At 62.4% G+C, this 25,549-nt stretch carries 17 protein-coding genes and 3 pseudogenes; 7 read left to right on the top strand and 13 right to left on the bottom strand.

What is annotated here, in order from left to right:
- Positions 1-168 precede the first annotated feature (168 nt).
- Both ACK3SD_RS07740 and ACK3SD_RS07735 read left to right on the top strand, forming a co-directional pair.
- Positions 169-951: a glutamine amidotransferase gene (locus ACK3SD_RS07740; RefSeq protein ID WP_481127350.1), complete on the top strand. Its 783-nt coding sequence runs from the start codon at positions 169-171 to the stop codon at positions 949-951.
- Between the two features lie 124 nt (positions 952-1,075).
- Positions 1,076-1,981, top strand: a complete 906-nt coding sequence (locus ACK3SD_RS07735) for a GntR family transcriptional regulator (RefSeq protein ID WP_481127349.1) — start codon at positions 1,076-1,078, stop codon at positions 1,979-1,981.
- A gap of 5 nt (positions 1,982-1,986) precedes the next feature.
- Here the strand turns inward: ACK3SD_RS07735 and ACK3SD_RS07730 are convergent, their stop codons facing one another.
- The 3 genes from ACK3SD_RS07730 to ACK3SD_RS07720 all read right to left on the bottom strand — a co-directional run bounded on the left by ACK3SD_RS07730 (position 1,987) and on the right by ACK3SD_RS07720 (position 4,831).
- Positions 1,987-2,808 carry a helix-turn-helix domain-containing protein gene (locus ACK3SD_RS07730; RefSeq protein WP_481127348.1) on the bottom strand — a complete coding sequence of 274 codons (822 nt, stop codon included), beginning with the start codon at positions 2,806-2,808 and terminating at the stop codon, positions 1,987-1,989.
- Complete coding sequence (locus ACK3SD_RS07725; protein ID WP_481127347.1) at positions 2,805-3,362, bottom strand: TetR/AcrR family transcriptional regulator; 558 nt, start codon at positions 3,360-3,362, stop codon at positions 2,805-2,807. Before ACK3SD_RS07725 ends, ACK3SD_RS07730 begins: the two co-directional genes overlap by 4 nt.
- 65 nt (positions 3,363-3,427) lie before the next feature.
- The gene (locus tag ACK3SD_RS07720; protein ID WP_481127346.1) at positions 3,428-4,831 is read right to left on the bottom strand and encodes an aminotransferase-like domain-containing protein; all 1,404 of its coding nucleotides are present in this window, start codon (positions 4,829-4,831) and stop codon (positions 3,428-3,430) included.
- A gap of 283 nt (positions 4,832-5,114) precedes the next feature.
- On the opposite strand from ACK3SD_RS07720, the gene ACK3SD_RS07715 reads away from it, so the two are divergent.
- From ACK3SD_RS07715 to spy, 4 genes are all read left to right on the top strand, one after another.
- The gene (locus tag ACK3SD_RS07715) at positions 5,115-6,554 is read left to right on the top strand and encodes a cytochrome ubiquinol oxidase subunit I (RefSeq protein WP_137762998.1); all 1,440 of its coding nucleotides are present in this window, start codon (positions 5,115-5,117) and stop codon (positions 6,552-6,554) included.
- Positions 6,554-7,564, top strand: coding sequence for a cytochrome d ubiquinol oxidase subunit II (gene cydB, locus ACK3SD_RS07710; protein WP_137762997.1), 1,011 nt, complete (start codon positions 6,554-6,556; stop codon positions 7,562-7,564). The genes ACK3SD_RS07715 and cydB overlap by 1 nt, the downstream gene beginning before the upstream one ends.
- Before the next feature lie 26 nt (positions 7,565-7,590).
- On the top strand, positions 7,591-7,734 hold the full coding sequence (locus tag ACK3SD_RS07705; RefSeq protein ID WP_137764942.1) for a DUF2474 domain-containing protein: 144 nt from the start codon (positions 7,591-7,593) through the stop codon (positions 7,732-7,734).
- Positions 7,735-7,994: 260 nt separating this feature from the next.
- Entirely contained in the window at positions 7,995-8,498 is a 504-nt protein-coding gene (gene spy / locus ACK3SD_RS07700; protein WP_481127345.1) for an ATP-independent periplasmic protein-refolding chaperone Spy, read from the top strand.
- A gap of 156 nt (positions 8,499-8,654) precedes the next feature.
- Here the strand turns inward: spy and ACK3SD_RS07695 are convergent, their stop codons facing one another.
- The 7 genes and pseudogenes from ACK3SD_RS07695 to ACK3SD_RS07665 form a co-directional block, all read right to left on the bottom strand.
- Positions 8,655-9,380, bottom strand: coding sequence for a glycosyltransferase family 2 protein (locus ACK3SD_RS07695; RefSeq protein ID WP_370465597.1), 726 nt, complete (start codon positions 9,378-9,380; stop codon positions 8,655-8,657).
- 176 nt (positions 9,381-9,556) lie between these two features.
- Positions 9,557-10,276 carry an ATP-grasp fold amidoligase family protein gene (locus ACK3SD_RS07690; protein WP_481127344.1) on the bottom strand — a complete coding sequence of 240 codons (720 nt, stop codon included), beginning with the start codon at positions 10,274-10,276 and terminating at the stop codon, positions 9,557-9,559.
- 109 nt (positions 10,277-10,385) lie between these two features.
- Positions 10,386-11,687 carry a flippase gene (locus tag ACK3SD_RS07685; RefSeq protein WP_481127343.1) on the bottom strand — a complete coding sequence of 434 codons (1,302 nt, stop codon included), beginning with the start codon at positions 11,685-11,687 and terminating at the stop codon, positions 10,386-10,388.
- A gap of 270 nt (positions 11,688-11,957) precedes the next feature.
- The gene (locus ACK3SD_RS07680; protein WP_481127342.1) at positions 11,958-12,908 is read right to left on the bottom strand and encodes a winged helix-turn-helix domain-containing protein; all 951 of its coding nucleotides are present in this window, start codon (positions 12,906-12,908) and stop codon (positions 11,958-11,960) included.
- Positions 12,909-13,600: 692 nt separating this feature from the next.
- On the bottom strand, positions 13,601-13,816 hold the full coding sequence (locus ACK3SD_RS07675) for a CBS domain-containing protein (RefSeq protein WP_481127514.1): 216 nt from the start codon (positions 13,814-13,816) through the stop codon (positions 13,601-13,603).
- Positions 13,817-13,876: 60 nt separating this feature from the next.
- Positions 13,877-15,167, bottom strand: a pseudogene (locus tag ACK3SD_RS07670) (chloride channel protein); the annotation flags it as partial.
- A gap of 599 nt (positions 15,168-15,766) precedes the next feature.
- Positions 15,767-17,212, bottom strand: a complete 1,446-nt coding sequence (locus ACK3SD_RS07665) for a YchO/YchP family invasin (RefSeq protein ID WP_481127341.1) — start codon at positions 17,210-17,212, stop codon at positions 15,767-15,769.
- Positions 17,213-17,399: 187 nt separating this feature from the next.
- On the opposite strand from ACK3SD_RS07665, the gene ACK3SD_RS07660 reads away from it, so the two are divergent.
- Positions 17,400-17,960, top strand: coding sequence for a YbhB/YbcL family Raf kinase inhibitor-like protein (locus ACK3SD_RS07660; RefSeq protein ID WP_481127340.1), 561 nt, complete (start codon positions 17,400-17,402; stop codon positions 17,958-17,960).
- A 1-nt stretch (position 17,961) separates the two neighbouring features.
- Here ACK3SD_RS07660 and cobA read toward each other — a convergent pair.
- The 3 genes and pseudogenes from cobA to nirB form a co-directional block, all read right to left on the bottom strand.
- Positions 17,962-18,764 (bottom strand): annotated as a pseudogene (cobA, locus tag ACK3SD_RS07655) (uroporphyrinogen-III C-methyltransferase).
- Between the two features lie 36 nt (positions 18,765-18,800).
- Positions 18,801-21,407: pseudogene (locus ACK3SD_RS07650) on the bottom strand (nitrate reductase); the annotation flags it as partial.
- Complete coding sequence (gene nirB, locus ACK3SD_RS07645) at positions 21,404-25,546, bottom strand: nitrite reductase large subunit NirB (RefSeq protein WP_481127339.1); 4,143 nt, start codon at positions 25,544-25,546, stop codon at positions 21,404-21,406. The pseudogene ACK3SD_RS07650 and the gene nirB, both read right to left, overlap by 4 nt.
- Positions 25,547-25,549 lie beyond the last annotated feature (3 nt).

Below are 25,549 nucleotides of genomic sequence, written 5' to 3'. Positions count from 1 at the left end.
TGAATTATGTCAACAACTTACATATTTAATATTTATTTATTGTAACGAGCGGCGATTAATGACACAGTTTTCCCTATTGAAACGGTTCAATTTTGTCTACTATTTACTCTGTCAAGCAGGGATTTTTTTCGCCCTGCCTATGCACAATGACCCAAGAGGGAGCACGGGGTGGAAAAAACGAAGAAGGTACTGTTAGTCGGCGAAACCTGGGTGAGCGCATCCACTCACTTCAAGGGATTTGACCAGTTCAGCAGCGTCACTTTCCATAGTGGCGCGCAGGCGCTGATTAACGCGCTGGCCGAGACAGAATTTGAACTGACCCATTTGCCGGCGCATCAGGCGGTGGAGCAACTGCCCTTTACCGTGGAGGCACTGGCGGAGTATGACGCCATCCTGCTGTCTGACATTGGGGCCAACTCATTGCAGCTGCACCCTGATGTCTGGTTGCACGGTAAACCGGTTGCCGATCGGCTGAAGTTGCTGCGCGACTACGTGCGGCAGGGTGGCGCGTTGGCGATGTTTGGTGGCTACCTCAGCTTCCAGGGGATTGATGGCAAGGCGCGCTGGCGGCGTACGCCGGTGGAGGAGGCGCTGCCCGTTACCTGCCTGCCCTATGATGACCGGCTGGAGACGCCAGAGGGCTTTGCGCCGGAGCTGACGGCGCAGGCGCAGGGGCATCCGATTCTGGCCGGGTTGCCGACCGAGTGGCCACTGCTGCTGGGGGCCAATGAGGTGGAGGTGAAACCGGGTGCCGAAGTGTTGGCGCGCCTGCCGGCTGACCTTGGCGGCCACCCGCTGCTGGTGACCGGCCACTATGGCGCGGGCCGCACGCTGGCGTGGATGTCGGATGTCAGCCCGCACTGGTTGCCGCCCTCCTTTATTGCGTGGCCGGGCTATGCGCCGCTGTTTGGCAATATGCTGCGCTGGCTCACTGCCGACCAGGCGGCGTAGCCGCAGATCCTGCGGCAAATGGCGCAAAAAAGTTAATTCAGCGTTGCAAATGTGAAACAGCGCTGACTATTCCATACAAAATTAGGGTTTAATGGGCGGCCGTACCCTTTGAGAGGTGCCGCCCATGAGTCGCCCGCAATACCTGCGCCAGAGTGTCATCAATCAGATGCTTGACGGCATCGCCAGGGGTCAGCTGACCTCGCCCCTCCCCTCGCAGGCCGCGCTGGCCCGCCTCTACCACATCAGCCGCACCACCGTGCGCCACACCCTCGACTACCTGAAGCAGCGTGGCATCGTCGCGCGCCGCGCCGGTCGGCTCTGCATCGCCCGTGCGCCGACCGATGACGAGGGCTTTATGCCGCTGCCCTGCCCGGCGCACGTCGCGCAGTTTGAGCAGGCGCTACATGCGCTTATCCGTCAGCGGCAGTTGCGCCTCGGGGACAACATCAATGAGCAGCAACTGGTGCAGGCTTCCGGCATGGCCGCCGCCGCGGTACGCGACCTGCTGCTGCGCTTTAGCCGCTACGGCCTGCTGGAGAATGCCGGGCGCGGCGAGTGGCAGATGCGCACGCTGGAGCCAGCCTATGCCGAGAATTTGTGTGAGTTGCGCGAGATGCTGGAGATGCACGCCCTGCGGCGCTTCTTCAGCCTGCCGCCGGAGGATGGGCGCTGGGCCACGGTGCGCGCGCTGCTGGCCCGCCACCGCCAGCTGCATGTCGAGATGAGCAGCGACTACTGCCGCTTCGCGCAGCTTGACCGCCAGCTCCATGCGCTGATCCTCTCCGCCGCCGACAACCCCTTCTTTGATCGCACGCTGGAGATTGTGGCGGTGATCTTCCAGTTCCACTGCCAGTGGGATGGGCAGAATCTGGCGCGACGCACGGTAGTGGCGGTGGAGGATCACATGGCGCTGCTGCTGGCGATGGTCAACCGCAATGAGCGCGAGGCGCTGCGCGAACTGCGCGCCCACCTCGGCCATGCGCGCCAGACGCTGACCAGCGCGCTGGATGGCCGGGCGCGCTGCCCCTAACGCCGTCAGGCCACCGGCACAAAGTAGCAGCCTTGGTAGACGCCATCAGCCATCTGATCGATGCGCAGCAGGTCATGGCCGTCACGGCGGATGTGACCATGCTCGGTCATCTCATACAGGTAGAAGTGCATGATGGCGCGGCTCAGCGTCTCCTGCGTGCCGGTGAGTGGCAGCGCCAGATAGTCACCGCTGGCCGCCAGCGTCGCCTCGCCCTCTGCCGTCGGGCGGCAGAGGCAGGAGGTGAAGCTGATCTCCGCGCTGCTCTCCGGCACGTTCTGCTCCGCCAGCCACACCGCGCCGGGCTGCGTCGCCAGCATACCGTCAATGGCGGCAAACAGCGGCGCGCGCGTCTCATAGTGGAACGCCAGCGACTCCAGTTGATCGACGCCACAGTGGGAGATGCGCCCGCCGTGGCGCGTCAGCCGCTGCGCCAGCGTGACCCGCGACACCGCAGGCCGGGGCGACAGGTCAGTGAAGGCGTGGCGTGGCCGGATGCCGGTGAAGCGCCAGTCGCCCGCGCGCCGGTACTCGCCGGGCGGCACGCCAAAGTGCTGCTTGAAGCGGCGGTTGAAGCTCTGTTGGGAGTCAAACTGGTAGCGAGCGGCGATCTCCATCATCGGCAACCGTGACATGCGCACCAGCAGCGCCGCCTTGCAGAGCCGACGGTCGCGGATATATTTCGCCAGCGGGATGCCGGTCTCACGTTTGAAGCGGCGCTGCAAGTACCACTTGCTGTAGCCAGCCTTCTGCGTCACATCATCCACCAGCAGCGGGTTCTCCAGGTTGTCCTCAATCCAGGCGATCAGGTCTTCGGTGAATCCGCTCATGCCGCCGCCCCATCCTGTGGGTAGGTGAGATGCAGCAGCCGCTGCTCCAGCTCGCGGCTGGCGGCGCTCTCTGGCCGACGGCTCAGCTGGCGCTGGAACCACGCCCCGTCGGCCGCCAGCCGCACAATCTCCAGCGCCGGTGCGCTGTCCGTAGCCTGATGGCGCGCCAGCCGCCCGGCGATCCAGGCATCCCACAGCTCAATCAGCTCGGAATCGGACTTGATGGAGTAAGTGATGGCCGCCCACGTCACCCGGTCATCGCTCTCGGCAAAGCCGGAGCGCACGTAAGCGCGGGTGAAGCAGCCGTAGCCGCCCGCATCCTGTTGCAGGTAGTCGTCAATCTCACGGTCAATGTCAGCGATCAGCGCCGTGAACAGCGCGGAGATCAGCGCCCGCTTGCTGGGAAAGTGGTGGAACAGCCCACCCTTGGTGACGCCAGCGGCCGCGGCCACCGCGCTCAGCGAGATTTCGGCCAGCCCGTTGTCCGCCGCCAGCCGGGAGGCGCTCTCCAGCAGGCGGCTGCGCACCTGTTGCGGATCTTTTTTACGGCTCATGTCCTCGCCCCGTGGCAAAAAGTGAGCGCGCATTATAGATACCTACCGGTCGGTATGTAAACCGGCTACAGCCCCCTGACCAGCTCCCCCAGCGTCTCGATCGCCTGCTGGTGGCGCGCGTCCCAGACAAAGGAGCTATTAAGGCGGATGCAGTCGCGGAACTGGTCGCCCGCGGTGAACATATGCCCTGGCGCGATGCTGATGCCCCGCGCCAGCGCCTGCCGGTAGAGGGTGCGGGCGTCGCGCCCCTTGCCGAGCGTCAGCCAGAGGAAGTAGCCGCCCTGTGGCCGGCTGATGCTCACCTCCTCCGGGAACGCCTGCTGGATGCCGCGGTACATCGCCACCTGACGCAGCTCCAGCTGGCGGCGCAGCCTTCGCAGGTGCGCCTCATAGCCGCTTTGGTGCAGGTAGTCGGCCAGCGCCAGCTGGGTCGGTACGCTGGCGGAGAGGGTGCTCATCAGTTGCAGCCGCTGGATGCGCGCCGCATGGGGGCCAGCCGCCACCCAGCCGACCCGGAAGCCGGGTGCCAGGCTTTTGGAGAAGGAGGCGCAGTGCAGCACCGTGCTGCCCTGCGGATCAAAGGCGCGCAGCGGGGCCGGCCGCTCCGTGCCAAAGTAGAGCTCGTGGTAGACATCATCCTCAATCAGCGCCACGCCGCGCTCCGCCAGCATCGCCACCAACCGCTGCTTTTTGTCGCGCGGCATGGAGGCCCCCAGCGGGTTCTGGAAGTTGGACATAAACCAGCAGGCGCGGATCGGATAACGCGCCAGCGCGTCTGCCAGCGCCGCCAGATCGATGCCGGTCTGCACATCGGTCGGGATGGCGACCGCCTTCAGCTGGCGGCGCTCTATCGCCTGCAACACGCCATAGAAGGCCGGCGACTCAATCGCCACCCAGTCACCCGGCTCAGTGACCGCCTGGAGGCTCAGCCCCAGCGACTCCATTGCGCCAGAGGTGATGACGATGTCATCGGGCGCCACCTCCATCCCCTGCTGGGCATAGCGCTGCGCGATGCTGCGGCGCAGATCCTCATTGCCCGGCGGCAGGTTGGCGACGGCACTGAAGGGCGACATGCGCCGCACCGCGCTGGCCAGTGAGCGCGCCAGCCGGGGTTGCGGAAAGAGCGTGGCATCCGGGAAGGCGGAGCCAAAGGGGACGATGGCCGGGTCTTTCGCCGCCTGCAAAATGTCAAAGATGGCGTCATTGATGCCGACCTGCTCGGAGGGGTGCAGCGTGCGGCTGCTGTCCGGCAGCGGGGCCGGATCGGGGGCGACGTAGTAGCCCGACTGCGGGCGTGCCACCACCAGCCCCTGGCTCTCCAGCAGCTGGTAGGCCTGCAGCACGGTCATCAGGCTCAGGCCCGACTGCCGGCAGCTCTCGCGCAGGGAGGGGAGTTTGTCACCGGGCAGCCAGATCTGGTTCTGGATCTGGCGGCGCAGGCTCTGGGCAAGCTGTTCATAGCGGGTCATGGCGGCATCCGGCAACTGTTATAGGATAATTTTACGAAACTGGCTCTATTATAGCCGGACTCCCTGCCCTATTGTCACCTGACGGGTCACACGGTTTTCCGGCGGAAATCGTCCCATGTGCTATACCTGTTGCAGGTTAACAAAGATTAACCGTCCTGATTGCGGGGAGACACGTGCGCCACCCGGCGCACCGGGCGTTTACCCTCTTGTCGGCGGCATATTTTGCACGGAATGCATGACGTCCGGTTGAAGTGTCTTATTTGTTGGGCAATATGAGGTGGCTATGTTGGGCTTAGACGCGTTCGAGTTGGCGAGAATCCAGTTCGCCTTTACCGTTTCGTTTCATATTATCTTTCCGGCCATCACCATCGGCCTCGCCAGCTTCCTGGCGGTGCTGGAGGCGTGTTGGCTAAAAACCAAAAATACCACGTACCGCGATCTCTACCACTTCTGGATCAAGATCTTCGCCGTCAACTTCGGCATGGGGGTGGTCTCCGGGCTGGTGATGGCCTATCAGTTCGGTACTAACTGGAGCGGCTTCTCCGCCTTTGCCGGTAGCATCACCGGGCCGCTGCTCACCTATGAGGTGCTGACCGCCTTCTTCCTGGAGGCTGGCTTCCTCGGCGTGATGATGTTTGGCTGGAACCGCGTGGGGCCGGGGCTGCACTTCTTCTCCACCTGCATGGTGGCGCTCGGCACCCTGATGTCCACCTTCTGGATCCTCGCCTCCAACAGCTTCATGCACACCCCGCAGGGCTATGAGATTGTCGATGGCCAGCTGATCCCGGTGGACTGGTTCAAGGTGGTGTTCAACCCCTCCTTCCCCTATCGCCTGCTGCACATGGCGACCGCCGCCTTCCTGGCCTCGGCGTTCTTTGTCGGTGCATCCGGGGCCTGGCACCTGCTGCGCGGCAACAATACGCCGATGGTGCGCAAGATGTTCTCAATGGCGATGTGGATGGCGCTGATTGTCGCGCCGATTCAGGCGGTGATTGGCGATGCCCACGGCCTGAACACCCTGGAGCACCAGCCAGCGAAGATTGCCGCCATTGAGGGGCACTGGGAGAACCCGCCGGATGAGGCGACGCCGCTGATCCTGTTCGGCCTGCCGGACATGGAGGAGGAGCGCACCAAATATGCGGTCGAGATCCCCTACCTCGGCAGCCTGATTTTGACCCACAGCCTGACCAAGCAGATCCCGGCGCTGAAATCCTTCCCGGCTGACCAGCGTCCCAACTCCACCATTATCTTCTGGTCATTCCGCATCATGGTGGCGATGGGCCTGCTGATGATCGCCACCGGCCTCTGGAGCCTCTGGCTGCGCTGGCGCGGCAAGCTGTTCCTGACGCGCGCCTTCCACCGCTTTGCGCTGGTGATGGGGCCGTCGGGTCTGATCGCCATCATCGCCGGCTGGTTCACCACGGAGATTGGCCGCCAGCCGTGGGTGGTTTATGGCCTGCTGCGCACCCGCGACGCGGTCTCTGACCACGGCACGCTGCACATGTCCCTCAGCCTGCTGGCGTTCCTGGTGGTCTACTGCTCGGTGTTTGGCATCGGGCTGGTCTACCTGCTGAAGCTGATTGGCCGTGGGCCGCAGCCCTTTGTCGCCCACACCGGCCCCGAAGGCGGGCCTGGGCAGAAACGCACCCCGGCGCGGCCGCTCTCCGCCGCGGATGAGTCCCTGGATGAACCGACCAAAGATGACCTGCGGAGGAGTGAATAATGGGTATCGATCTCTCGCTGATCTGGTTTGTGATCATTGTGTTCAGCATCCTGATGTATGTGGTGATGGATGGCTTCGACCTTGGCATCGGCCTGCTCTACCCAATGGTCAAGGATGATGGCGATCGCGATGTGATGATGAACACCGTGGCCCCGGTATGGGACGGCAACGAAACCTGGCTGGTGATGGGCGGGGCCGGGCTGTTCGGCGCCTTCCCGCTGGCCTATGCCGTGATCCTCGACGCGCTGGCCATCCCGTTGACCGTGATGCTGATTGGCCTGATCTTCCGCGGCGTGGCGTTTGAGTTCCGCTTTAAGGCCACCGTCTCGCACCGCGCGTTCTGGGACAAATCCTTCATTGCCGGCTCCTTTATTGCCACCTTCTCGCAGGGGGTGGTACTGGGGGCGTTCCTGAATGGCTTCCCGGTGGAGAACCGCACCTGGGTCGGCAGCGTGTTTGACTGGATCACCCCCTTCTCGCTGTTCTGCGGCGTTGGGCTGGTGGTGGCCTATGCGCTGCTCGGCAGTAGCTGGCTGATCATCAAGACCGAGGGGCACCTGCTCGCCACCATGCGCCGGGTGTCACGGCCGCTGCTGCTGGCGCTGCTGGCGATCATTGCCATCGTCAGCATCTGGACGCCGCTCAGCTACCCGACCATCGCTGACCGCTGGTTCACGCTGCCGGATCTCTTCTTCTTCCTGCCGGTGCCGGTACTGGTGGCGCTGGCGGCCTGGGGGGTGTGGCGTACCACGCAGAATGCCCACTCCCACTACGCCCCCTTTATTTTGACGCTGGCGCTGATCTTCCTCGGCTTCAGCGGACTGGGCATCAGTATCTGGCCCAACCTGATCCCACCGGCCATCAGCTTCCGCGAGGCGGCCTCCCCGCCGCAGAGCCAGGGCTTTATGCTGGTGGGCGCGCTGTTCATCATTCCGTTGATTCTGGTTTACACCTTCTGGAGCTACTACGTCTTCCGTGGCAAGGTCAAACCGGAGCATGGCTACCACTAAGGGGGGATATGCCTTCCATTGACCCAATGACCGAGAAGACCACCCGCAGCCCGCTGTGGCGGCGGTTGATCTGGTTAATCATTATCTGGGCCGGCAGCGTGCTGGCGCTGTTCGTCGTCGCCTCGCTGTTCCGGCTGATGATGACCGCCGCCGGGATGCGCAGCCACTGATTTCACTTTTTGCCGGGGGCGGCCCATGCGACAGTGGCGCCGCCCTCCACGATCCCTCCATTATCTTTACCCCGCGCCTACCCTGTTAATACTATGCCGGCACTTTGCTCACAATCCCTTCATTTTCGTTCACTTTTTGCCTTTTCTGCTTTAATAGCTTTACGTTAACTCGCACTACTATTCATTTGCTTGGGTAGACTTATCTTCGTCAACTCAATGGCGCCGAGGCGCTGAACGAACAATAATGTGAGGTATCGATTATGCGTAAATTTACTGCCCTGGCTTTAGCGTCCACCCTGGTTTTCGGTTCTGTTTCCATGGCCTTTGCCGCTGACACCGCCGCCACCGCGCCGACCGCCACCGAGCACAGCAAGCCGATGCATAAAGGGGGCCGCCATGGCGATCCGTTTGCCGGCCTGAACCTGACCGAGCAGCAGCGCCAGCAGATGCGCGACCTGATGAGCACCGAGCGCCAGCAGCACCCGCGTGACGAGATGAAAGCCCACTTTGAGTCCATGCACAAGCTGGTGGCCGCAGATAGCTTTGATGAGGCGAAGGCGAAAGCGGAAATTGACAGCCTGCACAAGGCGCAGGCCGACCAGATGCTCTCCCACATGCGCATGGAGAACAAGATGTACAACCTGCTCACCCCAGAGCAGAAGAAGCAGTTCAATGAGAACTACCAGAAACGCGCTGAAAAGATGGCCGAGAAGCACGCTGAGCGCGCGGCACGCCACAACAGTGAGACGCACAGCGCCAACTGATTCACCGCTACCCTCTGGCACACCGGGCATGGCAACATGCCCGGTTTTTTTGTGCCTGCATGTCAGGGGGCCGCGCCCTGCCCCAGGTGTTGGGCAAGCCCCAAAAGAAAATGCCCCGGGAAAACCCACCGGGGCATGGCTGGCGCAGTGCGCCGGTCAGACGATACGTTTCATCGCCTGAGCCAGAGAAGAGAGGTAGTAGTAGAACGACTTATAGTACGGCAGGCGCAGGTAGTCGCGGTAGATGCGCCACTGCCAGCTGTCGAACGGGTTCTTGCTGAGGAAGCTCTGGCGCGGTGAAATGCGGCAGTAGGCCAGCGTCTCAGGGATGCAGTAGGCCATGGTGCCCTTGGCACGCTTAAGCAGCGACAGCCACATCAGGTACTCCTGATGCGGGACGTTCTCCAGATAGACCTTACCCAGACGCGCCTGATTGTACATGCCGGTAATGTCGGCAATGCGGTGGCCGCGCAGCAGGTCGCGATAAGTGATGATCTCGCGGCTCTTGTAGGTACGGGTCAGCTTGTTCACGCTATTGAGGAAGGTGGCGTAGTGCGAGCACACCATGTCATAGCGCTTGGTTTGCAGGATGTTAACCTGGGTAAACAGCTTGTTCTTCTCCCAGACCGCGTCACTGTCACAAAAGGCGATGAACTCCCCTGCCGCCATGTCGATGCCCATGTTGATGGTTTCAGCACGGCCCAAACGGCGCTCATTGCGGTAGTAAGTTACGCGTGGATCATCGGTAAAGCGCTGGACAACATCGCCCGTCGCGTCCGTTGAAGCATCATCAATAATATAGAGATGAAAATTGGCATACGTTTGGGACAATACGCTGTTAATCGCATATTCAATATAGTCTGCTGTGTTAAAGGCAGGCATTACCACTGATACTTTTTCCATAAATCCTCGCTTATCACCCGATAACGACCTAACCCTGCCTCCTGAACCGGCGTCGATGCCCACGCGGTTCCTGGTTATACGCCGTCTGTTATCCGGTTTATTTTGAAACGATTGTAGTTATTGATTATTAATTCCCTTTCCCCCTTTAACGCCGTTTATTCCGTAAAATAACTCCCCCATTCACGCTGCACATTGCGAGGCCAGATGCGGCAGAGGCCGGCACCGGGTGTAAACGTCAGCTCGCCGAAATAGACCCGGCCACCCACCTCATAAAAATCGATGCGCACATAGGAGAACTGGCTGGCGATGGTCTTGGCCAGATGCAGCATCTCGTCCAGCTTCTCCGGGCGCGGCATGGTTTCCGGGTTGTTCTTCAGGCCCATGCGGATCTCGGTGCGGTTCCACTCTTCGTCGAACACGTCGCGGCGGTGCACGCCATAGCGCGAGTAGTCCACCTGGATGAAGACGCGCAGTTCGCCATCTTTGTTGAAGCAGTGGAACTTCAGGTCGTTCGGCACCTGGCCTTGAACCTGCAACAGCTCCTCGAAGATCAGGCCCGGCTTGATCCCTTGGTAGTGGCGCTCCTTGTTGGAGAGATACCAGTTGGAGTCCATCCAGGTGGAAGCCTGCTCATAGAGCGCCTCATAGGTGATCTTGCTCTTATCGAACACCAGACTGTTGAAGCCGCACCCATGGTTGGCCTTCATCACGAAGGAGTTGGGCAGGCTCTTGTAAAGCTCATAGCTCATCTCCGTGGTAGTGGCATAAACCGGGATCAGGTACTGCTCGCCAATAATCGCCGCGATGTAGTCCCGCACCTTGATTTTGTCCGCCAACAGCGTGTAGATCTTTTTCGGCCAAATATTGCGAATCATGATCTTTTCGCTAAATAACTGCGGATTCTTAATATTGGCCTGTTTCTTGAATACACGAGCATAATTTATCTGGTGAAAAACAGGATCAGGCAAATTGCGATAAATTCTCTTAGCTAAATTTCTTAACATAATTTTTCACCTTTCTGTTTACTACAGGAATACTTTGATAGCACGTCAACTGCAGCACAGTAATTTTCCCTTTACGGAAGAAGATATTAAACAAAAAGAACGATAAAAATTCTGCAATTAACATGGAAATGGCCGCCCCTTCAATTCCATAGCGGGGGATCATCACCCAATTCAGTGCCACGTTAACCAGCGCCACCGCCGGCATCTTAAATGCGATGAAACGAAAACCTGAGTAGAGAACCATCACCCGCATGGAGAGTGTCCCCAATACGGAGCACAGGGCGGTGAAAGTACAGAGCGGTACGATAGTAGCCGCCTCGCGGAACCCCTGGCCAAACAGCAGCACCAAAATTTGGCTGCCGAAAAATAAGTAAAAGAGCACGATCGGCGCGGTAATCACCAGCACGATCAAAAACAGCAGCCGGATACTGTGCGCCTGCGTCTCCGGGTTACGGTCACTGACCACCGATGACATCAGTGAGGTGATCAGGGCAATCGGCACAAAGGTCCAGGCGTTGCAGAGCGTCAATGCGGCGGTGTAAAGGCCCACCGCGTGGCTGCCCACCATGTTCTCCAGCATCACCTGGTCAATGCGCACATAGATCACGATGGACAGCGCCGAGAGCGACAGCGGCAGGCCAACGGTCATCAAGTACCGTGAGTAGCGGTTTACCAACGCCGCCGGCACTTTCTGGTCGCCGCTCTGCGGGTGTTCACGCATGAACATCCAGCGCCGCACCAGATAAGGGATCGCGCTGCTGACAATATAGGGCAGCACGAACCACGCCAGCGTCATCTCATACTTCACCATCGCCACCCGCATAATGATGGCCAGTACCAGCACCCCATTATTGATTAACGCGTTGCGCTTTGAGTTCAGGGTGGCGTCATAATAGATCTTGAACACATCCTGAATCTGGAAATAGGAGCTGATCAGCACCAACACCAGCATCACAAACGGGACATGATCCAGAGTCAGGGCGCCCCACACCAACAGCAGCGCGCTGGTCACGCAGAACCAGCGGGCGCGCAGCCGGGCCGAGGCGAGCATCAGCCGGATGCCGCTTTGCGGCTTGCGCGCGATCCGGTTGAACAGAATATTGTCTGCCCCCATCTGAATCAGTGGGACAGTAATAGCAACAATGGACAACAAATAACTGATGGTGCCAAATTGCGCTGGCTGCAAATAACGCGCGACATAAATCGAAATAAATACGCCGGAGAAGCCAAACAACAGTCGTTCCGCGATTAACCAACACGCATTAAAGATTACAGGCTTCATGTCATTTCCCAACGGAATCTAATTCATATCAAGTGTGATATGTCCCTGATTCAGCGATGGCGCGTGCCCGGCAGTGATTACCGGATATTATCCTTTAATTCCGCGAAGTTACTGGACAGCATCCATCCTGAAACGGCAGACTCTCGTCAGATTGTCTGCCTTTATCTCAAATTCATCATCAACAGGTCAGACCGGCAATGCAAATAACAATTAATAAAACAACCAGGTGAAAAAATGAAATTCGCTGTCCTGCCGGCCTGCATCCGTGATTTACAGTGGAATACCGGGGTTAATGGTTAAGCCACTATTATCATTATTCAGCATACAACCCTTTTTAACATGGTCGAGCAGCCAGACCGAGGTCACCGAGTGGCGGTCAGGAATGTTCACCATGCAGATCACGCTGTCATGCGGCGCGCTCTGGGAGAACCCCTGCTGCAGGGTGGCCTGGCGGTTGGGCTGCAATCCCAGGGTCGATGGGTCAACTCGCAAAATCAGAACAACATTTTTACCGTTACTGTCAGATCCGGACGTGTGTGTAGTTTCATAAAAAAGCTGACCAACAATGATCAAAGAGAGAGCAACCAGCGTGAGGTATCTCCAGCTTGCGCCGAAGTTGACCAGATCACGCATACGGGTAAAGGGTCCTTTTTTGACATCCGGCACTGTCTGAGCAGGCTCGGTGGGTGCGTGTTGCACGATGGACTCACTTTCCACACTCTGTGTTTCAGGCTGATGACTGACTGCCACCTGCTCTTCCGCCACCGGCACTTCAGCCTGGGGCAGCACGGTCTCTACCGGGGCGGAATGGTGCTGCGCGGCGCGCGGCTCCTCTACCGGGGCGGTAGGCTCACTTGGCCGGCTCTCTTTTTTCTGAGTACCCGGTTTAGTATTAAAATCTAATGCTTCATCTTCGTTCAGGAAGTGAAACAACTCTTTTCGATCTATCTTATAACCAACGCGTGGGATGGTTTTAATCAGGACGTGATCCTCATCACCAATTTTTTGCCGAATCGACTTAATTGTCTGATTGATAGTGGAATCAGAGCAGTAGGTCCCCTTCCAGATATTTTCGATGATTTCGGCTCGGGTGACCAACTCAGGCGAACGGGCAAATAATAGTGAAAGGATCTGGTATTCCTTCCAGCGCAAATGAGAGATTTCATTTGGCGGGATGAATACATCCAGATTCTTTATGGTTAATTTATTATAGTCACTCATGCGCTTTTCCTTCATCTTTGCTCACATCCAGTAAGCTTAAGAAATATCGTATTATTTCCGTACCCAATCCCTTGTGGGTTCTGGTGTGTGTCGAAATAAAATGGTTAGTGTGGCTGCCCTGTTGTGGCTCCTTTTTGAGCATCTACCGCCAGATTGCCATAAATTCATTAAAATAATTATGTACAACAGTAATAGCGCGCAAAGGGTAATTATTCCATTGAGAATAGTCGCAATTCTCTAATGCTTTGGCCCTTCCAAAATTCATGAATAGCCATAATCAACAATCTGTTCACAAATCAGATACTATCCCAATGGTTCTTAATGTAAAACGCTCACCCCATAAATAGGATTTATCCCACTAACAGGAATAGCAATCATTTAAAATATTTATGACCCTCGATTCATCACCTCCGCTCATTTAACTTAAACAATTGTGATGCATACCTAACATTTTATTGTGAAAATTAAATGAAGTTATCAACAAACATAATACTACTTATTGATTTTTAAGGATTTTTTAAGAAACATCTAAAGTGAAATCCCGTTATTTGTGTGAAATTTGATAAAAAAGATTTTATACAAATAAAACATTAAGCCTGCTAATTTTAGATAAGAGCCCGGCTGGTGCAGAATACCCACACTAAAAATAGGAATTTATTGCCAGGGTGTTGTAAAAAAGAATGATTCTCGATTTAAAGAAATTCCTGCGCTTTATGCAGCAGCGATGCTTTGGTAATTACACCTAATAGGTGGCGATTTTCGGCATTATCGAGTACCGGCAACCGTTCCAGCGGTGAATCTGAGAGCAGCGCCCACGCCTGTTCATAGCGCGCATCCTGATATACCGTGGTGAACTCCTTAATAATGAAGGGCGTAATCGCGGCCTCGGCGGCCAGTGACCCCTCCATGATGCCGGTGGCCAGATCGCTGGTGGAGACCACGCCCAGGAACCGCCCCTCCCCGCTAATCACATAAACAAAGCGCGTCTTCTGCTTCAATCCCTCGCGCATTGCCTCGGCGGCGGTGGCGCTCTCCACCACGAACGAACACTCCCGATTCATTAGCGGCCCGATAGTGCCGGTCTCAAATTCACTCTTCGCCTGGAAGCGCGCATTGTGGCGATTGAGCACCGGATAGGCCCCGGCAGTGGCAAAGCAGCTCGCGACGACATAAGAGATGGCGGTCGCCAGCATCAACGGGAACAGCAGCGAACTGTTCAGCGTCATCTCAAACGCCATCATGATCGACATCAGCGGCGCATGGCTGGTGGCGGCCAGCATGGCGCTCATGCCGATGGCGGCATACAGTCCCATCGGGCCGGGGTCGATGCCGAGGGCGTGCAGGCTGGCGCACACCAGCGCCCCAGCGGCGGCCCCCACCAGCAGCGAGGGTGAACAGCCCGCCCACCGCGCCGGAGCCGACGGTCAGCGCCGTCGCCAGCACCTTGAGCAGCAGCAGTGCTAGCAGCGGCGTCGCCAGATCGCCGCCGTTGAGCAGGCGGTCAATCACCTCAAAGCCATTGCCCAGCACCAGCGGTGACACCATTGCCACGCCGCCCACCAGCACCCCACCCAGCCCCAGCCGCCACACCGGGTGGGCAATCGGGCTGAAGGCGCGGCGGGCCAGCTCAATAATAGAGAGGAACAGCGGCCCAGCGACGCCGGCGGCCACGCCAATCAGCAGCACCGTCAACAGCGCGCCCGCGCCCGGCTCAAAGGTGGCGGCGGCATAGAAGTAGAGGGGCGCGTCACCAGTCAGGGATCGCACCGTCAGCACCGACACCGCCGCCGCGATAAACAGCGGAATCAGCCGCTGCACCGCCGTCACGCCAAAGGCGATCTCCGCCACAAACAGCGCCCCGGCCAGCGGCGCGTGGTAGACCGCGGCCAGCCCACCGGCTGCCGCCATCGCAATCACGTCGCCGCGCCGTACCGTCGGCAGGCGCGCGCCCTGTGCCAGCAGGCTGCCGCTCAGCGCGGAGAGCTGCACCATCGCCCCCTCCCGGCCAATCGATCCGCCGCTGGCGATGCTGGCCAGCGAGGAGAGGCCGCGCCACAGCGTGCCCTGCATGGGGATGCCCGGCAGGCGGCGATCAATCACCTCCAAGTAGTCCGGGGCACTGCCCTGACGCGCCTCTACCCGCCGCGCCTGCCACAGCAGCGCGCCGGCCACCAGCCCGCCACAGCCGGTGATCAGCGGCCAGATCCAGCGCGGATACTCCAGGAATGCGCGCGTGATATCGGTTCCATTTTGGAACATAACACCATTAACAGCGGAGATAGCCTCCCGGAACAGCACGGTGACCAGCGCGGCAATGATGCCGACTGGCAACGCCAGGAGCAGATTAAAAAAATCACTCTTATTCCATGAATCAAAGGCTTTCAACGTCATGTATGCTCGTAGCTAAGGGATTATTAGTAGATCTCTACCGGCATAATGCCATAAAAAACAGTGGGCACCTCATCCACTCTCCGGCGCTGGAACACTTTCGGAATCGGTGAAGGAAGCTATTTGGCGGGTTTCGCGCAATCGCCATCCCTGGCACCGGTGGGTGCATGCTCTCACTGTTGGGCGCAACATCCTGTCAGCAGTTGCTCAGCATCCTTACAGGGTAATGCGAACTTTCTGAAAGTAAAATAGATGATCACAGTTCAAAACAGGCTAAACAACAGAGTTAAATTTTAAGAGCAAACCTCCCCACACCCCACTTAAGTCATGATGAAATTCCACTAAAACCCAAAGCATTTTTCTAAAATTTCACCAAACCACATGGTTTTTCTGCTGAATTCGCCCAAAAAAAGCACGGCCGCCTGCTGGGCGGTTCCAGCGGGCGGCCGTGCGGCGTGCCATTGGGCGTGTCAGAAAGTGCGGGTTGGCGGCGCGCTGGCGGTTAGCGGCGACTCCAGCGTCAGGGTGATCCAGTTCGAGGTGACGCGCTGCTGCTTCTCATCCTCCAGGGTGACAGAGAGGCGATAGCTGTTGCTGGCACCGGGGGTCGCGTCCCAGGCGGGCATGATAATGCTCCAGCCATGCGGGTCATCATTGTCCTTCGGCGGCGTCAGGCTAAGCGCCTGGGTATCGCCCTGCCAACTGAGCGCGGTGATGCGGTACTCGGCATGGATCTGTACCTTCAGCGCCAGCACTTCACCGGGGCGCAGCGTCCAGGGCGGCGTCGCCAGAAACACACTGAGGCTCTTGCGCTGGGCAAACTCCAGCACGGGCGTGCTGTTGCGCTCCACCGCGTCAAAGCGGCTGCCGCGCAGCGAGTTGGCCTCCGCCACATAGGCGGGCGAAAGCTGCTGCTTCAGCGGCACCCCCAGCCGATAGTTCAATGACAGCCCCACCTGATCCTGATTGGTGCCGCTCTCCCCCTGCTGGTGCTTGGCGGTGAGGGTCACTAGCGGCACCGGTGTATAGTTGAGGCCGAGTGACACCGCTACCGGGTTGTTCTGCCGGGTGCCATCGCCCAGCAGGTCAACGTTGTCGCCCAGATACTGCTCATAGCTGAGGCTGGCGCCCAGCTGGCGGTAGAAGGGCAGGTAACCCTTGGTGGTGATGTCATAGCCACGCGCCTGCCGCCGCACCTCGGTGGTGCTGTTTGGCACGCGGATCATGCCGCTCAATGGGTGGTAGTAGTTGGCGGAGATGTGCAGGAAGTCCGTCCACGCCTCCGCGCCGATGCTGCCGCGCATCTGCTCCTGCTCAAAATCCCGGTCAAGGAAGGCGTTATAGCCAAACAGCCAGCGGCCATCCGCCCAGCGCTGGCCGACGCCGACGTTGCCGAGCGTCAAGTCGCTCTGGTCAATCACCCCCACCTGGCTGTAGGTCACCTGATCGCCACTCTCATACAGCGGGCTGAACAGCTGGCTATTGGTGCCGGTGAAACGCCCGTCATTGACCTTCAGGCCGATGCTGGCGGTGCCGAGCGGCGACAGGAAGGCGCTGGCATCTTTCTGTACCAGCTTGGCCGCCTGCGTCAGCGCCAGATTGCTGGCCTGCTCGCCCAGTGACTGGCTGCTGCTGCTGTCCACCTGCTCGCCAAAGTTTTTCGCCAGCGTTGCTAGCTGCGTTTCGGTATAGCGTGGCGTGCTGGGGGTGCTGCTCAGCTCCGGCAGGCCCTTGGCCATCTCCTGCACGGTGGCGGCATTGAACATGGAGTTGTCGTCGCCGGCCGGGGCGCTCTGGTCGGCATGGGCCAGCGGGTGCAGGGTATCCTCCGTCAGCGCCATTGCGCTGCCAGCATAGCTCATCATCAGTAGGGCCACACAGAGGCGACATCTGGAGGGGGAGAGAACGTACTTCATTACCGTCATCTTAATTAACAAGCGCACTATCCTAACGAATGTGAGCAAAAAAACAACTATTGCTGTGATTGTCGTTCTACGCCTGTCTGCTGGCACGCTAAGGGGTTAAATAATGTGCTACGGCGTGCCAGAGTGATCTATGCTGTGTAAGCCGATGTTTTTACCCGTTGATAGATAAGGAGTTATTATGCGTCTTCCTGCCCGTTGCGCGCTGGCCGCCGGCCTGCTCGCCAGTACCCTCGCCGCCCTGCCAGCCGCTGCCGCGCCCTTTACCCTCAGCTCCCCTGACTTTGCCGACAATGGCCTGCTGGCGCAGAAGTTCGCCGGGGCCACGCCGGGCAACGCCTCCTGCACCGGGGAGAACCTCTCACCAGCGCTGGCGTGGGAGAATGTGCCGCCGGGCACCCAGAGCCTGGCGCTGCTGGTGTATGACCCGGAGGGGCGCAACGGGCTGGGCGTCAGCCACCTGGTGGCCTATAACATCCCAGCGCAGGCCAAGGGCTTCGCGCAGGGCGACCTGACGCACGGCAAGGGCTTTACCGGCGGGCCAAACAGCCGCAAGACGCTGGCCTGGCACGGCCCCTGCCCGCCCGCTGGCTCTGGCTACCACCACTACACCTTTACCCTGATCGCCACCGACCTTGCGCCGGATGCCCTGCCCGCTGGGCTGGATCGGGAGCGGCTGATAAGCTCGCTGGAGGGCCATGCCAAGGGCGCGGCCGGGCTGATTGGCCGTTTCGGCCAGTAAGCTAGCCCGCCACCACCCCCTGTTGCGCCGGGCTGGCGACGCCCGGCGCACGGTAGCACGTCACCACCTCACCAATAATCAGCAGGCTCGGCGACGGCGGTTGCGCCCGCCGCACTGTCTCCGCCAGCGTCGCCAGTGTGCAGGTCCACACCTGCTGGTCAGCGCGGGTGCCGCGCGCCACCACCGCCACCGGCATCGTGGCCGCCATGCCATGCGCCATCAGCTGCTGCGCCAGCTGGCCGCAATGGGTCAGCCCCATGTAGCACACCAGCGTCTGCCGTTCCGCCACCAGCGCCCGCCAGTCGAGATCGGGCGCGCCGTCGCGGCCGTGGCCCGTCACCAGCCGCACCGACTGGGCACAGGCGCGGTGGGTGAGCGGAATGCCGCTGGCGGCGGCACAGCCCAGCGCGGCGGTGATGCCCGGCACCACCCGGCAAGCAATGCCAGCCTGCTGCAACGCCGCCTGCTCCTCGCCGCCGCGGCCAAAGATGAAGGGATCGCCCCCTTCAGCCGCACCACCCGGCTGCCGCCCTGTGCCAGCGTCACCAGCAGCGCATTGATCTCCGGCTGCGGCAGGGTGTGGCGGCCGGGCGTTTTGCCGACGTCTATTCGCAGGGCAGTGGGCGGGGCCAGCGCCAGAATCTCTTCGGAGACCAGCCGGTCATAGACCACTACCTCCGCCTGTTGCAGTACCCGCAGTGCCTTGAGGGTCAGCAGCTCCACGTCCCCCGGCCCCGCGCCCACCAGCCACACCTCGCCCGCCGCCGTGGGGCGCTGGCAGAGGCTGTTGAACAGGGCGGCCATCCGCGCCGCCGGATCGGTCATGTTGGCGTAATTCATCACACTTTGGGCTGCGTGGCAGCCCAGCAATTTTTTCAGTTCCGGACGGCAGGAGCCGCATTGCGTACCGCACTTCAGCGCCGCGCCCAGCGCCTCCAGCGTGTCGCAGCCAGCCGCCACCGCCTGCCGGATGGCCTGTTCCCCGACGCCCACGCAGCTACAGATGATGGCGCCACGCGGCACGTCCGCGCCCGGCGTCCGTCCGGCCAATAGCGCCCGCCGCGCCGCGGCTCCTCCGGCGGCGTGGCAAAGGCCGCCGCCACCGCCTCGCGGTCTATCACCGGCAGGCGCTGCGGGTGCAGGTAGAGCGCCGCCTGCAACACCCCTCGCGCCAGCCGAGCAGGTGGCACGCCTCCCCCATCCACGCCGGTTGCAGCAGCAGATCGCCGCCGCACAGGGCGCGCAGCCAGCCAGCGGCATCTGCCAGCGGGGCGATGTCCGCCACGATGAAGTGGCTGACGCCCGGCTGGGTGACGCGGCTCCAGTAGCCGACCGCCGGTGGCGGCGCGCCCTCGCCGCGCAAAAACAGCTCCGCCTGCCAAACCGCTGGCCAGCGCTGCACCCGCACCGGCGTGTATTTGCTCTGCGGCTGGCCGGAGAGGGGTCAATCTGAGCCGCCACCAGCGCATTGACCCGCGCCTGCGCGCTGAACTGGCGGTTCCAGTGCATCGGCACAAACAGCGTACCGCGCGGCTGCCCAGCGTCGGCCTGCGCCCGCAGCAGCAGCCAGCCGCGGGGCGAGCTGACGCGCACCAGATCGCCGGGCGCAATGCCCGCCATCTCATCCGGGTGGAGCAGGCAGAGCGGCTCCGGCATGTGGCGCATCAGCGCCGCCGCCTTGCCGGTGCGGGTCATGGTGTGCCACTGGTCGCGAATGCGGCCGCTGTTCATCACCATCGGGTAGCCCGCCTCCACCGGCAGCGCGGGTGGCCGTACCGCCAGCAGCCGCGCCTTGCCATCCGGGTGCCAGAAGGCGCGCTCAGGCCGCGGCAGGGCTGGCAGCGGCCAGCGCTGCGGGGTGAGATCGCGGTACTGCGCCGGGGTAAGCGTCGCCAGCGCGCTGATGTCAAAGGCGCGCTGGCCGTGGTTCTCAAAGCCGGAGAGCGCCGCGTGCTCGACAAAAATCTGCTGCGGATGGGTATAGGCGAAGGCGTGGCCGTGGCCCAGCCGCCGCGCCACCTCACTGATGATCCACCAGTCGGCGCGCGCCTCGCCCGGCGGCGGCAGGAAGGCGCGCTGGCGCGAGATGCGTCGCTCCGAGTTGGTGACGGTGCCCTCCTTCTCGCCCCACGCCAGCGCTGGCAAACGGATATGCGCCAGCGCGGCGGTGTCGGTGTCGCGCATCACCTCAGAGACAATCACCAGTGGGCAGCGCGCCAGCGCCTGCCGCGCGCGGTCGGCGTCCGGCAACGACACCAGCGGGTTGGTGCCCATGATCCAGATCGCCTGCACCTGCCCGCGCTCCAGCGCCTCAAACAACGCGGTGGCGTTCAGCCCCGGCGTGCGCGTGACGTTGTCACTCCCCCAGAAGCGTCCGACGCGCTCCACCTCCTCCGCGCTGAAGCCCATGTGCGCTGCCAGTTGGTTGGCCAGCCCACCCACCTCGCGCCCGCCCATCGCATTGGGCTGGCCGGTCAGTGAGAAGGGACCACAGCCCGGCCGGTTGATCTGCCCGGTTGCCAGATGCAGGTTGGTGATGGCATTGACCTGATCGGTGCCAGCGCTGGATTGGTTGATGCCCATTGAAAAGAGCGTCATCAGACGCGGGGCGGCGGCCACCTGCTGGAAAAAGGCCAACAGTTCAGCCTGCGCCAGCCCGCACGCCTGCGCCACCCGCGCCACCGGCCACGTCGCCGCCTCGGCCAGCGCCGCCTGCGCGCCTTCGGTATGCTGGCTTAAAAAGGCACTGTCCAGCGCATCCTGCTGGTGCAGCCAGTGCAGCAGCCCGTTGAACAGCGCGATGTCACTGCCCGGCCGCAATGCCAGATGGCGGTCGGCCAGATCGGCGCTGGCGGTGGCGCGCGGGTCAATCAGCACCACCTGCATCTGCGGCCGCTGCTGTTTGGCGGCCACCAGCCGCTGGTAGAGCACCGGGTGCGCCCAGGCGGCGTTGGAGCCAACCAGCAGCACCAGATCGGCCTGATCCAGATCCTGATAGCTGCACGGCACCCAATCTGCGCCAAACGCCCGCTTGTGGCCAGCCACCGCCGAGGCCATGCAGAGGCGCGAGTTGGTGTCCATGTTGCCCGCGCCAATAAAGCCCTTCATCAGTTTATTGGCGACGTAGTAATCCTCGGTCAGCAGCTGGCCGGAGCCGTAGAAGGCCACCGCCTGCGGGCCGTGCGTCGTGATGGTGTGGCGCAGGCCGTCCGCCACTTGCGCCAGCGCCGCCTCCCAGCTGACTGGCGCGCCCGCCACCTCCGGATAGAGCAGCCGACCCTGCAGATCCAGCGTCTCCGCCAGCCGACTGCCCTTGACGCAGAGCCGCCCGGCGTTGGCCGGATGCTGGGTGTCGCCGCTGATGGTCACGCGGCCCCCTGTCACTTCGGCGCGCACGCCGCAGCCGACGCCGCAGTAGGGGCAGGTGCTGCGCAGCGCCGTCATCATGCTGTCTCCGGCACGGCCGCCGTCACTGGCTGGCGGCAGACCCAGACGCGCCCCTGCTCAATGCGCACCGGCCAACAGGCCAGCTGTACGCCGGGCTGGTCGAGGCTCACGCCGTCCCGCAGGCGGAAGCGCTGTTTATAGAGCGGTGAGATCACCACCGGTTCGCCCTGCACGTCGCCGGTCAGGCCGCGCGCCAGCACATTTGCGCCGCTGCCCGGCTCGCGATTCTCCAGCGCGAACACCCTCTCTGGCGTGTGCGGCAGGTGGAACAGCGCAATCTGCTGCGTACCCAGCCGCGCCGCCCGGCCGCCCTCCGCGGGAATGGCGGCCAGCGCCCCCACCTCCTCCCACCCCTCGCCGGGCGGGCTGATGGGCACGACCACTGGCGTGTCAGCGGGACGCGGCTGGCCGCGCTCCTGCACCTGCACCACCGCCTCATCCGGGCGATCGCTGTTGAGGAACGGGCGGAACTGCGCCCGCTCGCTGGCGGAGTCCAGCGTGGTGCGCCACTCGCACTGGTAGCTCGCCACCACCGCCGCCATCTCTTGCTCCAGCTCGGCGGCGATGCCGAGGGAGTCATGCAGCACCACGTCGCGCAGCATCTCCAGCCCGCCCTCCAGATTGTCGCGCCAGACGCTGGTGCGTTGCAGCCGGTCGGCGGTGCGGATATAGAACATCAGCAGCCGGTCGATGGTGCGGATCAGCGTCTCGCGATCGAGATCGGCGGCCAGCAGCTCGGCGTGGCGCGGCTTCATGCCGCCGTTGCCGCAGACATAGAGGTTCCACCCCTTGTCGGTGGCGATGACGCCAATGTCCTTGCTCTGCGCCTCGGCGCACTCGCGGGTACAGCCGGAGACCGCCATCTTGATCTTGTGCGGCGCACGCAGCCCCTTGTAGCGGTTCTCCAGCTCAATCGCCAGGCCGGTGGAGTCCTGCACGCCGTAGCGGCACCAGGTGGAGCCGACGCAGGATTTCACCGTGCGCAGCGACTTGCCGTAGGCATGGCCGGTCTCAAAGCCAGCCTCCACCAGCGTTTGCCAGATCTCCGGCAACTGCTCCAGCCGCGCGCCAAACAGGTCGATGCGCTGGCCGCCGGTGATTTTGGTGTAGAGGTTGAAGCGTTTCGCCACCGCGCCAATCGCCAGCAGGCCATCCGGGGTGATCTCGCCAGCCGGGATGCGCGGCACCACCGAGTAGGTGCCATCTTTCTGGATATTGGCGAAGTAGCGGTCGTTGGTGTCCTGTAGCGGCCGGTGCGGCGCGGCCAGCAGGTAGTCATTCCAGCAGGAGGCGAACAGCGAGGCCGCCAGTGGCTTGCAGATCTCGCAGCCGTGGCCGCGGCCATGTTTCGCCAGCAGCGCCGGGAAGGTGCGGATCTGGCCGACGCGAATCAAGTGGTACAGCTCTTGCCGCGACCAGGGGAAGTGCTCGCAGACGTCGCGCTTCACCTCCACGCCCTGCGCCGCCAGCCCGGCCTCCATCACCTGTTTCACCAGCGCCGAACAGCCGCCGCAGCCGGTGGCGGCCTTGGTGCAGGCCTTGATGCCAGCCATGTCGCCACAGCCATCGCCCACCGCCGCCAAAATGTCGCCCTTGCTGACGTTGTGGCAGGAGCAGACCTGCGCGCTGTCGGGCAGTGCCGCCACGCCGAGCGCCGGGGCCGCACCGGCGCTGGCTGGCAGGATCAGGCTGCCCGGCTGCGTTGGCAGGGGCAGGCCGTTGAGCATCATCTGGTGCAGCGTCGGGTAGTCGCTGCTGTCGCCCACCAGTACCGCGCCCAGCAGCCGCGTGCCATCGGCGGAGACCACGATCTTTTTGTAGATCTCCGCCGGGCCATCCACCCAGCTGTAGCTCTGGCTGCCGGGCGTGGTGCCGTGGGCATCGCCAAGGGAGGCGACCTCTACCCCCAGCAGCTTCAGTTTGGTGCTCATGTCTGCGCCGGTGAAGGCGCTGTCACCACCGGCCAGCGCGTCGGCCAGCACGCGCGCCATCTGGTAGCCGGGGGCCACCAGCCCAAAGATGCGCCCCTCCCACAGCGCGCACTCGCCGAGGGCGAACACCGCCGGATCGGAGGTGCGGCACTGGTCATCAATCACGATGCCGCCGCGCGGGCCGACCGCCAGCCCGCTGTCACGCGCCAGTGCGTCACGCGGGCGGATACCGGCGGAGAACAGCACCAGATCGCTCTCGAGCGCGCTGCCATCGGCGAAGCAGAGGCGGTGGCGCGCCTGCTCACCGTCGGTGATGCCGGTGGTCTCATGGCGGGTGTGTACCGTCACGCCGAGCGCCTCGATCTTGCGCTTCAGCAGCGCCGCGCCGCCCTCATCCAACTGCACCGCCATCAGGCGCGGCGCGAACTCCACCACGTGGGTCTCCAGCCCAAGCTGCGCCAGCGCGTGGGCCGCCTCCAGCCCCAGCAACCCGCCGCCAATCACCACACCGCGTGTCGCGCCCTTGGCGCTGGCGGTGATGGCTGCCAGGTCATCCAGCGTGCGGTAGACCAGACAGTGCGGGCGGTCGTGGCCGGGGATCGGTGGCACAAAGGGGGCGGAGCCGGTAGCCAACACCAGCAGGTCGTAGGGGGTCTCCCGCCCGAGGCTGTCCGTGACGCAGCGGCGCATGCGGTCAATCGCTGCCACCGTGCAGCCGAGCCGCAGCTCAATGCCGTGGCGGGCGAAGAACCCCTCCTCCACCAGCGAGAGCGAGGCGGCGCTGCGTCCGCCGAAAAACTCCGACAGGTGCACGCGGTCATAGGCGGGCATCGCCTCCTCGGCGCAGACGATGATCTGGTAACGGCGGTGCAGGTTGCGCGCCACCAGTTGCTCCAGCAGGTAGTGGCCGACCATGCCGTGGCCAGCCAGCAGCAGCACCGGGCGTTCGCCGGCGGAAGAAGGGATCGTGGTCATCGGGTTGCTCCTCTGCGGGACGGCCCCGGCCGCCCCCAATGTGTCAGCGCCAGCCGCCGGAACGGCCAGCAACAGGGTGTCTGTGACCGGCTGCCCGAGCCGGTCGTGGTAGGTCGCGGCGTCATCGGTGTCGCCGTAGAGCATCACGCCGCGTAGCCGGCCCTCGCGCACCAGCAGGCGGCGGTAGTGGCGCGCCAGCGGGTCGAAAGTGTGGTGCAGGGTGTCGCCGGGACACGCGGTGACCTCGCCGCTGGAGAAAGCCGCGATGCCCGTGACTTTCAGCCGCGTCGGCAGCGGCGACGGCTGCCACGCCCCCGCGGGTTGGCCAGCCAGCCGCGCTGCCAGCACCTCCGCCTGTCCCCGGCATGGGGCCACCAGTCCGGCGGTGAAGTCGCCCACCTGCGCGCACTCGCCGACGGCCGAGATGGCCGAATCGGCGGTCGCCAGTTGGTTATCCACCTGGATACCGCGCCCACAGGCCAGACCGGCACGGGCGGCCAGCGTGGTATCCGGGCGCGCGCCGAGGCAGGCCACCGCCAGCACCGCTGGCAGGGTGTCGCCCTCGGTGAGCGTCACGCCAGCCAGCGCACCGTCGCCGTGGAAGGCCGCCGCCTCGCAGCCTAGCCGCAGCGTGATGCCGCGTCCGCGCAGATCGGCGGCCAGCAGCGCACCGGCCTGCGCATCGAGCTGGCGCTCCATCAGCGTGGCGTGGCGGTGCACCAGCGTTACCGCCATGCCGCGCTGCGCCAGCGCCGCGGCCGCCTCAATGCCGAGGATGCCGCCGCCCAGCACCAGCGCCGGTGCGCCGGGCTGGCAGTGCGCCAGCATCTGTTCCACATCCGCCAGCGTGCGGAACCCCATCACCCCCGGCAGCGCATGACCAGCCACCTGCGGGCGCACCGGCTGCGCGCCGGTCGCCAGCACCAGATGGTCATAGGCCAGTCGGCGCTGGGCGGTGATCACCTGCTGCTGCACGCGGTCAATCTCGAGGGCGCGCTCACCGGCATAGAGCGTGACACCGTAACGCGCATACCATGTCAGCGGGTGCAACAGCGTCTCCTCGGCGCGCTGCTCGCCCGCCAGCACCGGCGAGAGCAGTACCCGGTTGTAGTTGCCGTACGGCTCTGCGCCCACCACGCTGATGGCATAGCGATCCGGGGCCAGCTGGCAGAGCCTCTCCACCAGATGCATACCGGCCATACCGTTGCCAATCACTACCAGTCGCTCTCTCATCTT

The sequence above is a fragment of the Chimaeribacter sp. YP20170169 genome (genome assembly GCF_056739715.1).
Note: the sequence above shows the minus strand (reverse complement) of the source record. Positions and strands in the feature narration are given on the sequence as shown.

What these genes read in the sequence shown, in the direction of transcription:
- ACK3SD_RS07695 (WP_370465597.1), bottom strand. Translation starts at nt 9,380, where the DNA reads ATGCCTGCCTTTAACACAGCAGACTATATTGAATATGCGATTAACAGC.
- ACK3SD_RS07735 (WP_481127349.1), top strand. Translation starts at nt 1,076, where the DNA reads ATGAGTCGCCCGCAATACCTGCGCCAGAGTGTCATCAATCAGATGCTT.
- ACK3SD_RS07705 (WP_137764942.1), top strand. Translation starts at nt 7,591, where the DNA reads ATGACCGAGAAGACCACCCGCAGCCCGCTGTGGCGGCGGTTGATCTGG.
- ACK3SD_RS07675 (WP_481127514.1), bottom strand. Translation starts at nt 13,816, where the DNA reads ATGGAGGGGTCACTGGCCGCCGAGGCCGCGATTACGCCCTTCATTATT.
- ACK3SD_RS07660 (WP_481127340.1), top strand. Translation starts at nt 17,400, where the DNA reads ATGCGTCTTCCTGCCCGTTGCGCGCTGGCCGCCGGCCTGCTCGCCAGT.
- ACK3SD_RS07685 (WP_481127343.1), bottom strand. Translation starts at nt 11,687, where the DNA reads ATGAAGCCTGTAATCTTTAATGCGTGTTGGTTAATCGCGGAACGACTG.
- ACK3SD_RS07680 (WP_481127342.1), bottom strand. Translation starts at nt 12,908, where the DNA reads ATGAGTGACTATAATAAATTAACCATAAAGAATCTGGATGTATTCATC.
- ACK3SD_RS07725 (WP_481127347.1), bottom strand. Translation starts at nt 3,362, where the DNA reads ATGAGCCGTAAAAAAGATCCGCAACAGGTGCGCAGCCGCCTGCTGGAG.
- nirB (WP_481127339.1), bottom strand. Translation starts at nt 25,546, where the DNA reads ATGAGAGAGCGACTGGTAGTGATTGGCAACGGTATGGCCGGTATGCAT.
- spy (WP_481127345.1), top strand. Translation starts at nt 7,995, where the DNA reads ATGCGTAAATTTACTGCCCTGGCTTTAGCGTCCACCCTGGTTTTCGGT.
- ACK3SD_RS07665 (WP_481127341.1), bottom strand. Translation starts at nt 17,212, where the DNA reads ATGAAGTACGTTCTCTCCCCCTCCAGATGTCGCCTCTGTGTGGCCCTA.
- ACK3SD_RS07690 (WP_481127344.1), bottom strand. Translation starts at nt 10,276, where the DNA reads ATGATTCGCAATATTTGGCCGAAAAAGATCTACACGCTGTTGGCGGAC.
- cydB (WP_137762997.1), top strand. Translation starts at nt 6,554, where the DNA reads ATGGGTATCGATCTCTCGCTGATCTGGTTTGTGATCATTGTGTTCAGC.
- ACK3SD_RS07715 (WP_137762998.1), top strand. Translation starts at nt 5,115, where the DNA reads ATGTTGGGCTTAGACGCGTTCGAGTTGGCGAGAATCCAGTTCGCCTTT.
- ACK3SD_RS07720 (WP_481127346.1), bottom strand. Translation starts at nt 4,831, where the DNA reads ATGACCCGCTATGAACAGCTTGCCCAGAGCCTGCGCCGCCAGATCCAG.
- ACK3SD_RS07730 (WP_481127348.1), bottom strand. Translation starts at nt 2,808, where the DNA reads ATGAGCGGATTCACCGAAGACCTGATCGCCTGGATTGAGGACAACCTG.